We start from the raw sequence: 11,404 nt of genomic DNA on the forward strand, positions 1-11,404 counted from the left end.
TGATGCCCTGTAGGAGTAAGAGGAAACCCGGAGGGCAGTCCGCGGTCAGAGGTGCTGCTGGGCCCGGTCCAGATGCGCGGTGATCCCGCCGGTCATGCGCTTGCGGCCGAACGCCCGCAGGACAGCGCGCCGGGTTTCGCCATCCGAGGCATTCGGGGTGCGCGCGGCGATGATACGCCACGCATTGGCGATCTCGACGGGGCTGATGTCATCGAAGGGCCGGTCAGCGTCGGAGTCATTCGGCCGGAACTCCCGCCAGCTTTCGGGGGTCATGTCGGACGGCCAGATGAAGTCGTCCTCATCGACGGCGAGCCCAATCTGCCGAAGTTGGCGGGCGATCTGCTGCTTCTTCTTGGGACCGCATCGGGACATCCCGAATGACCTGGTCGTCAGTGTGACGAGCCGCTCGATACTGATGGGGCCCTCGAACTCGGCGATCTCGGCGGCGACTCCCCGTACCTGCATCTTGGCGGCCTTCTTGGGAAGGTCGTCGATGACCTCGGAGCCCCCGGCGGGGACGACCTCCCACGCCTCGAACTCATAGCGCCCGTTGCCGATGGTTGGCGTGTTGGTCGGGTCAGCACCTTTGCTGTCGGTGCGATGCAGGTCGTCGGCGCTGGGGGCGGTGTAGTCGGTCTTGCGCTTCGTGGGCTGATCGGCGGGCTGCACGGTGGGGAGATCAGGCAGCGAGACTGATGCTCGCGATGCCTCGCCGTGCGCCGCAACGTAGGCGGTGAGGAGCCTGGTCCGTTCCTCCCCGAGGCTGTGCGCGGCCCCGGCATCGCCGAGGGAATTCAGGAGGCGTGCGCCGAAGTCTGCGGTGCGGACCGCGTCGAGGTCGGTGAGGATGTCGTTGTGTGCCCACCGGTTGCGGATGATGCGAAGCTCGCTGGCGACGGTACTGACCTGGCGGAGCTGGTCGTCGAAGGGGTACCCGAGTCGACCGAGCCTCTCGGTGAGCATGCGGAGCTGGGACTGCAGGTCGGTGCGCTTGTAGGTCCGCGCAGAGCGCCCGCGGGAGTGATCGAGTTCGGTCAGTAGGCTCGTCCACTCCCGTCCCCGGAGTCGGTCCTGCAGTTGTCCGGTGATGAGTGGATCGAGGCGGCGGGCGAGACGGGTGAGGATCTCCGAGACCACGATTGTCGGGGAGGTAGTGGTGCGGGGAGACTCGGGCATGTGATTGATTGTGCCATCTCGTCGTGCCGGGAAAACGGAGCCTCACGGTGTCCGCACTGTGCTGGTGGTGCTCGCGAAGCTTCGGTCGCGTCAGCAGCCGAGCAGGGCGAGGGGAATGACGGCGACACCGTCCGGGCGACGGTAGGCGTACTGGCCCGAGTAAAGAACAACGAGGTCGACGACGTCATCGGGGAACTGGTCGCGGAACCACAGCAGGTGCGAGCCCCGGGGAGCGATAGATCCCTGGAGCTGTGGCTTTGCGGGCGTCGCGCCAGGATTGGATCCGCCGACTGGCGCTTTGGGTCGGGCTGGTCATCTTTCAATGGATTGCGTACCGAGTTCCGGGCGGGAATCGGGTCGAGGACCCAGATTTGCGAGAGGATGCCAGGGAATCCACTGACCGCGATCGCCTCTGTCTAGTCGGGGAGTGCGGCGGCCGAGGTTTCGCTGATTCTGGGGTTATTTCCGGACATGAGGTCAGTGAAGCTGACAGTAGCGGTGAAGTCCCCGCGTTCGAACAGGGACATGGGGCGCATGCGCAACGAAATGACCCGTCCGGCCTCGGGGCGGCGCTTCCCGTGACGAGGAATCTGCCTGCTGGCGCATGGCGGTCGGCCGGATGCCGGACGGCGTCCCACGTCACAGGTGGGTCCTCGAGCCGCTCGTGCAGGGCTGCGTCGGGCACGTGGGGGAGGCCGCCCTTGCTCGATATCGTCGCAGGTAGACAGTGCTACTAGTCCATACTGCGTTCCGCTACTAGTCCATTTTTCGGCCTCTTACTAGTCCATATTGCGCTCCGTTACTAGTCCATTTTGTGAGCGGATGTCGGGGCACGCCCTCTGGGGGAGGCCCTGCCGGTGCCCCCGGAAAGGAAGCCTCCGGGGTGGAAAGATATTCGCTCCGTACGAACTGCCGTAGGTTCCGGATACTTATTAATCATTTTCGATAGTTACGCGCTGAAGTACATTGAGTATTACCGATAGGCGCGCACTATTGACCGCTCGATAACCATTAAAAACTGCACATACCTACAAATATTCCATATCAAATGGGGGAATGTCGCGCCCAATTGAAGTTCGGGGTATCTTCAAAATGTCCTGCGCCTACGGTGGCGAGACGAGGAATTGTCTGACGGAATTCCTCCGGGAACTATTTCTGTACGAAAGGCACTTCAGTGGAGAAGAACAGCACGGCGGGAAAGCGCAAGATCAGGCGGGCGGCCCTGGCCGTCGTCGCGGCGTGGAGCGTCGCCGTCGCCGGCACCGTGGTGGTCAGCCCGCAGGCTCAGGCGGCCCCCGCCCGGAACCTGGTCACCTTCGGTGATTCCTACATGTCCAACCCCACGCCCGCCGAGACCGTCGGCGCGAAGGTCCGGTTGGCCGCAGAGAACGCCGGCATCCCGCTGGACAACCCGGTCACCGCACCGCTGACCCAGTACACCGCCCACGGTTGCGGTCAGTCGCCGACCAACGCCCCGCGTCAGATCGGCCGGATGAAGGGCCTGACCGTCAACGACTACTCCTGCCCCGGAGCCATGGCCTACTCCACCGGCGCCCCGGCGATGACGCTGCGCGGCGAGGTCGACAACGCCCTGGCCGACCGCGCGCTCAACGCCCAGACCAGCAACGTCGTCATCCAGTTCGGCTTCAACGACTCCTATAGCTGGCTGATGGGCAAGGTCATGGCCAACGGCCTGCCCGACACCTACCTCAACCTGCAGCAGCGCTACGCCGAGCAGAAGGTTCTGTGGGACCGCGCGATGAACGACGCGATCAACCGGATCAAGGCCGCCGCCCCCAACGCCCGGGTCACCATCGCCAGCTACCCGACGATCTCCAAGCCCGACACCGCCGAGCAGTGCCTGCTGCACGTCGAGATGATCCCCGGTGACATCGGCATCCCCGCCTTCTGGATCCGTGACGCCGAGGTCAACATCAGCAACTGGTCCAAGGCACTGGTCGCAGCACGCGCCCGCGACAACGTCGTGCTCGCCGACCTGCGCGGCGCCACCGCCGGCCGCGGTGAGTGCGCCCCCGACAACGTCCGGCTGATCGCCGGCGTCATCGACACCACCAACCGCTCCGGCTACAACCTGCCGGTGCACATGACCAACTGGGGCGTCACCCGGTCCGCTGAAGTCATCGCAGCGACCTTCTAACTCCCACCCCTTCCGAGACCTCCGGCCCAACCCCGGGGGTCTCGACCCCTGAAAGGATGCAACATGCACAAGCACGGAACCCGCGTGTCGGCTCGCACACAGGTCACCCAGATGGTCGGCTCACTCAAACCCCTGGTCAAGGCCGGCGTGCTGCGCACCGGCGGGCCCAAGGAGTCCGCCGGACTCATCGGCGCGATGGGTAACTGGGGCATGTCCCTGGCCGCCCTGGCCGAGATGGGCGCGACGTCCTTCCCCGAGCGCACCGCCCTGATCGACGACCGCGGCGCGATGACCTACACCCAGCTGCGCGACGACGCCCGCGCCCTGGCGCGCACCCTGCGCAGCTACACCACCGGCGACGGGCAGGACGTCTCGTCGATCTCGGTCATCGCGCGTAACAGCCGCGGCCTCGTCCTGCCGCTCATCGCCGCCGCCTACCTCGGCGCCGAGGCTAAGATCCTCAACCCCGGTTCCTCGCTGTCGCAGTTGCAGGACATCGCCCGCGAGTACCCCAGCGACGTGACCTTCATCGACGCCGAGTTCGGCGAGGTCCTCGCCGAACTCAACGCCGACAACAAGATCGGCGTCGCCGAATGGTCCGGTAGCACCCACGACGCAGAGACGCTCGAGTCGCTGATTACCGCAGGACGCGGCGCGTACCGCCACGTCGCGCTGCCGCAGCGCCCGACCCAGGCGTCCACCGTCATCATGTCCTCCGGCACCCGCGGCGTCCCGAAGGCGGTCGTCCTGCCGGTCCCGCGCACCCCCAAGGTGCTCGGCAGCATCCTGGAGCGCATCCCGTTCCGCTCCGGCGACGTGATTCAGCTGTCCGTGGGCATGTTCCACGCCTGGGGCTGGCTGAACCTGCACATCTCCATGGCCACCGGCTCGACCCTGCTGACCCGCCGCTGGTTCGACGTGGACACCGAGGTCGCCGACATCACCGCCCACAAGGTCACCGGCATCGTCTCCGCCGCGGTGTACCTGCGCCAGGTCCTCGCCGGCGTCAACGACGCCAACGTGGACGTCACCGGCGTGCGCTACATCGTCTCCGCCGGCAACGCCATCGCCCCCGAACTCGTCGTCGAGCTCAACGAGCGCTTCGGCGACCGGACCGGGGTGGTCCACAACTTCTACGGCTCCACCGAGCACGGCCAGATCACCCTGGCCACCGCCGCCGACATGGTCACCGACCCCACCACCGCCGGACGCCCCGGCCCCGGCGTGCGCCTGGAGATCCTCGGCGACGACCTCACGCCGCTGCCGGACGGTCAGACCGGCGTGATCTACTCGTCGAACTCCATGACCTCGCTGGGCTTCCTGTCCGACAAGGACTCCGGCGACGTGGTCGACGGCATGCTCTCCACCGGCGACAAGGGTTATATCGACGCCGACGGCAAGCTTTACGTCTGCGGTCGCGCCGACGACATGGTCATCCGCGGCGGCGAGAACATCCACCCGCGCGTCATCGAGGAGTTCCTGCTCACCCTGCCGCAGATCGACGACGCCTTCGTCATCGGCCATCAGGACGACGTGGTCGCCACACTGAACGCTTTCATCGTCGTTTCTTCTGAGGTTTCCGACGACGAGATCAACGCCGCGGTGCTCGCCGGGGTCAACCAGTTCTGCTCACTCGACAACATCGTCCGCCTCGACGACCTGCCTCGCAATGACTCCGGCAAGGTTGTCCCGCGCCTGCTGCCGCAGGTCGGCGACAAGGCAGACAACGCCTCCTAGGAAGGAACACCATGTACTACTCCAACGGTAACTACGAGGCCTTCGCCCGCCCGCGCAAGCCCGAAGGCGTCGACGACAAGCACGCCTGGATCGTCGGCACCGGCCTGGCCGGCCTCGCCGCGGCGACCTTCCTGATCAGGGATGCCCAGATGCCCGGCAAGAACATCCACCTCATCGAGGAACTCCCGCTGGCCGGTGGGTCCCTCGACGGTGAAGAGCGCCCCGACATCGGTTTCATCACCCGTGGTGGACGCGAGATGGAGAACCACTTCGAGTGCCTCTGGGACATGTACCGCTCGATCCCGTCGCTGGAGATCCCCGGTGCCTCCTACCTCGACGAGTACTACTGGCTCGACAAGGACGACCCGAACTCGTCGAACTGCCGGCTGATCCACGACCGTGGCAACCGGGTGCCCACCGACGGGGACTTCACCCTCACCGAGAACGCCCAGCTCGAGATCGTCAAGCTGGTCACCGCCTCCGAGCACACCCTCGAAGGACGCACCATCGAGGACTACTTCTCCGAGGAGTTCTTCGCCAGCAACTTCTGGTTCTACTGGGCCACGATGTTCGCCTTCGAGAAGTGGCACTCGCTGATCGAGATGCGTCGCTACGTGATGCGGTTCATCCACCACACCGGCGGGCTGCCGGACTTCACCGCTCTGAAGTTCAATCGCTACAACCAGTACGACTCCATGGTCCGTCCCATCCTGGCCTACCTGCTCGACCACGATGTCGACGTGCGCTACGGCACCACCGTCACCGACATCGACGTCACCATCGACGGTGCCGGGGACAGCGAGAAGAAGACCGCGACCGCCCTGCACCTGGCGACCGCCGAGGGCGGGCAGACTGTGGAACTCGGCGCCGAGGACTACGTGTTTGTCACCAACGGGTCGATCACCGAGTCCACCACCTACGGCTCGCACCACACCGCGGCACCGGTGACCACCGAGCCCGGTGGGGCATGGGAACTGTGGGAGAACCTGGCGTCGAAGTCACCGGACTTTGGCCGTCCGGCGGTGTTCTACAAGAACCTGCCGGAGAAGAGCTGGTACGTCTCGGCCACCGCCACGGTGAAGGACGCCCGGGTGGAACCGTTCATCGAACGACTCACCCAGCGCTCGCTGCACGACGGCAAGGTCAACACCGGTGGCATCATCACCGTCACCGACTCCACCTGGTTGATGAGCTTCGCGGTGCACCGTCAGCCGCACTTCACCTCCCAGAATCCCGACGAGACCGTGGTGTGGATCTACGCGCTCTACTCCGATGTCGATGGCGACTATGTGAAGAAGCCGATCGTGGAGTGCACCGGCGAGGAGATCACCCAGGAGTGGCTCTACCACCTGGGCGTGCCGGTCGACCAGATCGAGGATCTGGCTTCCCAGACGTCGATCAACACCAACCCGGTGTACATGCCCTTCATCACCGCGTACTTCATGCCGCGGCGTGCCGGCGACCGTCCGGCCGTGGTGCCGCAGGGCTCGGCGAACCTGGCGTTCATCGGCAACTTCGCCGAGTCGCCCTCGCGCGACACGGTGTTCACCACGGAGTACTCCGTGCGTACTGCCATGGAGGCCGTCTACACCTTCATGAACGTCGACCGTGGCATCCCGGAGGTCTTCGGATCGGTCTACGACCTGCGCGAACTGCTCAAGGCCACCTACCACCTGCGTGACCGTAAGAGCTTCGACGAGCAGCCGATGACCACGAAGTTCAAGCTGCCGGTGCCTAGCTTCGTGAAGACGAAGGTGCGCGCGAAGCTGGACGGTGTCCTGCGCGGGACCTGGATCGAGGAGCTGCTGCAGGACTCCGGTCTGCTGAAGCGCTGACCAGTTCCACGTCAGTTGCCCTGCGGCGTACCCTGAGCCCCGGATCACCGCTCGTGGTGATCCCAGGCTCGTAGAAGGAGGTGCGCCAGATGCCCGAGGGCGACTCCGTGCTGCAACTGTCCAACCGCATGCAGTGGATGACCGGGCGCACCGTGACCCGGAGCGACATCCGCGTGCCCCGCTTCGCCACCGAGGACCTCGCCGGACGCAGCGTCCGGTGTGTGTGGCCCTACGGCAAGCACCTGTTCATCGACGTCGGCGGGCGCGTGCTGCACACCCACCTGAAAATGGAGGGCGTGTGGTCCATCCACGTCGCCGGCGCGCGCTGGCGCCGGCCCGGGCACACCGCCCGGGTCGTCCTGCGCTTCAGCCCGCAGCACCCCGGCGGCCCCGAGATCGAGACCGTGGGCCACAGCCTCGGCTTCGTCCGACTCTTCGACATCGACGAATACCCGCAGGTCGTCGGACACCTGGGCCCCGACATCCTCGCGCCCGACTGGGCGTCTGCAGGAGGACGGGACGACGCCCTGGCCCGCATCCTGCGCCGGCCTGAGCGCAGCATCGGTGCCGCGCTGCTGGACCAACGCAACGTCGCCGGCATCGGCAACGAGTACCGGGCGGAGGTCTGTTTCCTCGGCGGCGTCGACCCTCGCCGGCCGGTGGGGCAGGGGCAGGACGCTGCGAGCACCGCCGCGCACCTGCTCGACCTGTCGCGCACGGTGATGTGGGAGAACCGGCTGGAACCCCGTCGGCTGTTCACCGGCGACCGACGCCCCGGCATGGGCAACTACGTATTCGGCCGGGCAGCGAAGGCCTGCCGGCGCTGCGGCACCCCGGTGCTCAAGGGTTTCCTCGGCGGGGTGGACGCCGGCGGCGACGACGGGGAGCTCGAACGGGTCATCTGGTGGTGCCCGGTCTGCCAGCCGGAGTGAGGTTGTTATGGGGCGGGGTTCAGCCGCCCTTGCTCCGGACATTCTTCCCGGACCTATTCGTGGGTCGGTCTTTGTGGCAATCTGGGCCTATGGCTACCGCGACGCATCCGGCACATGACACCGTCCGAGAGAGGATCCGCGAGCTTCGGCAGGGAACACTGTCTCCGGTCGACGTTGACATTGATGAGGTGGAGGGACGCTACGGAGACTCCGTGGAAATCACCGTCTCGCTGTCCTCATCGACACGAGGGGCATGGAATCCGCGTGACTTCCTGGAGATTCGTCGATATGCCCGGGCCATCGCTCAAGAAGAGTACGGGAGATTCGGGGAGGTGAGCCTGGTCTATACGTCCGCTGACGAAGGCGATGCAGAGGCGGCGGAGCCCGAGTACTCGTCGGACAAGAACGCTCAAGAGGCGATCTGATGTCTCGGCGGTACATCCAACCGCACGAGCTTCTGGAAGTGGCGGATAGTTTGGCAGGTCGCGGTGCGGGGCCTGGGAAGCCGAAGACCATTGCACTTCGTCGGGCGATCAGTACCGCGTACTACGCTCTCTTCCACAAGCTGTCGCAGCATACTGTCGAGAGGTTAATGGGGCCCGGCTGGTCAGATAACCATGCTGCTGTTGCACGTTGGATTGCCCACACGGACCTCGCCAAACTCTCGATCGCAGCGAACGGGCAAGGGAGCGGGGCGTTGCGGATGGCACTTGAACCCGTGGCACCGGACGTCGCGGACGTGGCACAGGCCTTCGTTGATCTGCAGGACGCCCGGCACGGTGCAGACTACGACGATCTCTTCGACGTGACGAAGAGCATGACTCTTTCGTACGTGGATACCGCGAAGGATTCAGTGGCTCGTGCGGACGCGCTCTTTGAGGCCGAGGATCAGAGTTACCTACGTTTCCTCGGCCTCGCGGTGGGTGGGGTGAAGGTGGCGAAAGCCCGCTGACTAGCGCTTCCGGTTGCGCAGCACGTGGCGCAGCAGGGAGTCGGTGGAGGGGTCGCCGGTGTCGACGTCGGAGGAGTCGGTGTTGGTGCTCAGCAGCGGCAGCAGCTCATTGGCCTGCTTCTTGCCGAGTTCCACACCCCACTGGTCGAAGCTGTTGATGCCCCACACAACACCCTGCACGAAGCAGATGTGCTCGTAGAGGGCGATCAGCGCGCCGAGGGTGCGCGGGGTCAGCTTGTCCGCCACGATCGTGGAGGACGGACGGTTGCCCGGCATCACCTTGTGCGGGATCAGCTCCTCCTCCACGCCGGCCTCGCGCAGTTCCTCGGCACTGCGGCCGAAGGCCATCACACGCGACTGGGCGAGGAAGTTCGACAGCAGCATGTCGTGCATGCTGGTCTCTCCGTCGGAGCCCTTCTGGTCGGTGTGGGGGTTGACGAAGCCGATGAAGTCCGCCGGGATTAGGTGCGTGCCCTGGTGGATCAGCTGCATGAAGGCGTGCTGGCCGTTGGTGCCGGCCTCGCCCCAGTACACTTCACCGGTCTCGGCGGTGGTCAGTTCCCCGTCGAGGCGCACGGACTTGCCGTTGGACTCCATCATCAGCTGCTGCAGGTAGGCCGGGAAACGGCCCAGGTCCTGCGAGTAGGGGAGCACCACGTGGGACTGCGAACTGAGCACCGAGGTGTACCAGACACCGAACAGGCCCATGAGCACCGGAGCGTTCATCTCCAGCGGCTCGGAATAGAAGTGGTTGTCCACCTCGTGGAAACCGGCGATGAACTCCATGAAGTCACGCGGGCCGATCGCCGCCATCAGCGACAGGCCGATCGCGGAGTCCACCGAGTAGCGTCCACCGACCCAGTCCCAGAAGCCGAACATATTGTGAGTGTCGATGCCGAACTTCGCGACCTCGTCGGCGTTGGTGGACACCGCAACGAAGTGCTTGGCCACCGCGTCCTTCGACGCCGCCTCATCAGAGGTATCCACACCGGTGCGCTTGAGGCCGTCGAGAAGCCAGCGCCGGGCACTGTGGGCATTGGCCAGAGTCTCGGAGGTGGTGAAAGTCTTCGAGGAGACCACGAACAGCGTGGACTCCGGGTCGAGCCCGTCGAGCGTGGCGGTGATGTCCGCCGGGTCCACGTTCGACACGAAGTACGGGGTGATCCCGGCGGTGCAGTAGGGGCGCAGCGCCTGGGCGGCCATTGACGGACCCAGGTCAGAGCCACCGATGCCGATATTCACCACGTTCTTGATGGTGTGGTTCGTGGCGCCACGCCAGTCACCGCTGCGCAGCGCCTTGGCCAGCCCGCGCATGCGGTCGAGGGTGTGGTGCACGTCCTCGGCGATGTCCTGCCCATCCACCTTGAGGTCCTGGTCGATCGGCACGCGCAGACCCGTGTGCAGGGCGGCGCGGTCCTCGGTGGTGTTGACGTGCTCACCGTTGAACAGTGCCTGGCGGTAGTTCTCGATCCCCTTGGCGCGGGCCACGTTGAGCAGCAGGCGCACCGTGTTCTCGTCGACGAGGTTCTTCGACAGGTCCACGTGCAGTGGGCCGACCTCGAAGGTCATGTCGCCGGCACGCCCCGGATCGTCCTTGAACAGCTCCTTCAGGGTGGTGCCCTTGAAGCGGGTCGCGTGGGCGACGAGGGCCTGCCACTCCGGCGTCTTCGTCACGGGGGTGGGGTTCGGGACGGTGAAAGTCACAGGTGTCGCCCTTTCGAGAATCCGGTGTGTCGTGTCAGTTCACCGCCCACGGTAGCGGAAAACCGGCTGCCCGGCCGGGGATCAGGGGGTCAGTTCGGGGTGAGCGCGGTGAGCACCGCGTCCTGCAGCAGTCCGTTGGACGCCACGGCGGAACCCTCGTACGGCCCTGGGGTGCCGTCGAGGGCGGTGAAGCGTCCGCCGGCCTCGCGCACCAGGACGTCCAACGCGGCGAGGTCCCACAGGTTGACCTCGGGTTCGGCGGCGACGTCGACGGCGCCCTCGGCGACGAGGCAGTAGGACCAGAAGTCGCCGAAACCGCGCAGGCGCCAGGCGGCGTCCGTCAGCGCGATGAGGTCCTCGCGGCGTCCGACCTTGTGCCAGCCCTCCAATGAGGACAAGGAGATCGAGCAGTCCGCTACCTCGGACACCTTCGACACGTTGATCTGGCGCGCCTCGCCGGTGCCGAAGGTGGACCAGGCGCCCATGTCCTCTGCCGCCCACCAGCGCCGCGACAGGCCGGGGGCGGAGACCACGCCGACTACGGGGGTGCCATCGACGACCAGGGAGATCAGCGTGGCCCATACCGGCACGCCGCGTACGAAGTTCTTCGTGCCGTCGATCGGGTCGATGACCCACTGGCGGCCGACGCGGGCGGCATCCCCGCCGAACTCCTCACCGAGCACGTCGTCGTCGGCGCGTCGGGAAGAGAGCACCTCGCGAAGCTGGCGTTCCACCTCCGTGTCGGCGTCGGAGACGGGGGTGAGGTCCGGCTTCGTGGAGACCTGCAGGTCACCGGCACCGAAGCGGGCCATCGTGACGGCGTCGGCGGTGTCCGCCAGGTGCAGGGCCAGGGTCAGGTCGTCGGCGTAGCGGGCGACGGTGGTGGCGTTGTCACTCATGGGGACAAGGA

9 protein-coding genes are annotated in these 11,404 nt (G+C 65.9%); 6 read left to right on the forward strand and 3 right to left on the reverse strand.

Annotated elements, in window-relative coordinates:
• Nucleotides 1–45 precede the first annotated feature (45 nt).
• Nucleotides 46–1,176 carry a Swt1 family HEPN domain-containing protein gene (locus ACT3SZ_RS14245; RefSeq protein WP_444619691.1) on the reverse strand — a complete coding sequence of 377 codons (1,131 nt, stop codon included), beginning with the start codon at nt 1,174–1,176 and terminating at the stop codon, nt 46–48.
• 1,174 nt (nt 1,177–2,350) lie between these two features.
• Here ACT3SZ_RS14245 and ACT3SZ_RS14250 point away from each other — a divergent pair.
• From ACT3SZ_RS14250 to ACT3SZ_RS14275, 6 genes are all read left to right on the forward strand, one after another.
• Entirely contained in the window at nt 2,351–3,334 is a 984-nt protein-coding gene (locus tag ACT3SZ_RS14250) for a GDSL-type esterase/lipase family protein (RefSeq protein WP_444619693.1), read from the forward strand.
• A 63-nt stretch (nt 3,335–3,397) separates the two neighbouring features.
• A complete protein-coding gene (locus tag ACT3SZ_RS14255; RefSeq protein ID WP_444619695.1) occupies nt 3,398–5,071 on the forward strand; it encodes an AMP-binding protein in 1,674 nt (557 codons plus the stop codon).
• A gap of 11 nt (nt 5,072–5,082) precedes the next feature.
• The gene (locus ACT3SZ_RS14260; RefSeq protein WP_444619697.1) at nt 5,083–6,906 is read left to right on the forward strand and encodes an oleate hydratase; all 1,824 of its coding nucleotides are present in this window, start codon (nt 5,083–5,085) and stop codon (nt 6,904–6,906) included.
• Nucleotides 6,907–6,995: 89 nt separating this feature from the next.
• Nucleotides 6,996–7,838 carry a DNA-formamidopyrimidine glycosylase family protein gene (locus ACT3SZ_RS14265; RefSeq protein WP_444619699.1) on the forward strand — a complete coding sequence of 281 codons (843 nt, stop codon included), beginning with the start codon at nt 6,996–6,998 and terminating at the stop codon, nt 7,836–7,838.
• 89 nt (nt 7,839–7,927) lie between these two features.
• On the forward strand, nt 7,928–8,263 hold the full coding sequence (locus ACT3SZ_RS14270; protein ID WP_444619701.1) for a hypothetical protein: 336 nt from the start codon (nt 7,928–7,930) through the stop codon (nt 8,261–8,263).
• A 278-nt stretch (nt 8,264–8,541) separates the two neighbouring features.
• Nucleotides 8,542–8,790, forward strand: coding sequence for a hypothetical protein (locus ACT3SZ_RS14275; RefSeq protein WP_444619703.1), 249 nt, complete (start codon nt 8,542–8,544; stop codon nt 8,788–8,790).
• On the opposite strand, the gene pgi is transcribed toward ACT3SZ_RS14275, so the two are convergent.
• Complete coding sequence (pgi, locus tag ACT3SZ_RS14280) at nt 8,791–10,494, reverse strand: glucose-6-phosphate isomerase (RefSeq protein ID WP_444619705.1); 1,704 nt, start codon at nt 10,492–10,494, stop codon at nt 8,791–8,793.
• 89 nt (nt 10,495–10,583) lie between these two features.
• Nucleotides 10,584–11,393, reverse strand: a complete 810-nt coding sequence (locus ACT3SZ_RS14285; RefSeq protein WP_444619707.1) for an inositol monophosphatase family protein — start codon at nt 11,391–11,393, stop codon at nt 10,584–10,586.
• Nucleotides 11,394–11,404: the final 11 nt, after the last annotated feature.

This window comes from Corynebacterium sp. AOP40-9SA-29 (genome assembly GCF_052377405.1).
Classification (GTDB): Bacteria; Actinomycetota; Actinomycetes; order Mycobacteriales; family Mycobacteriaceae; genus Corynebacterium.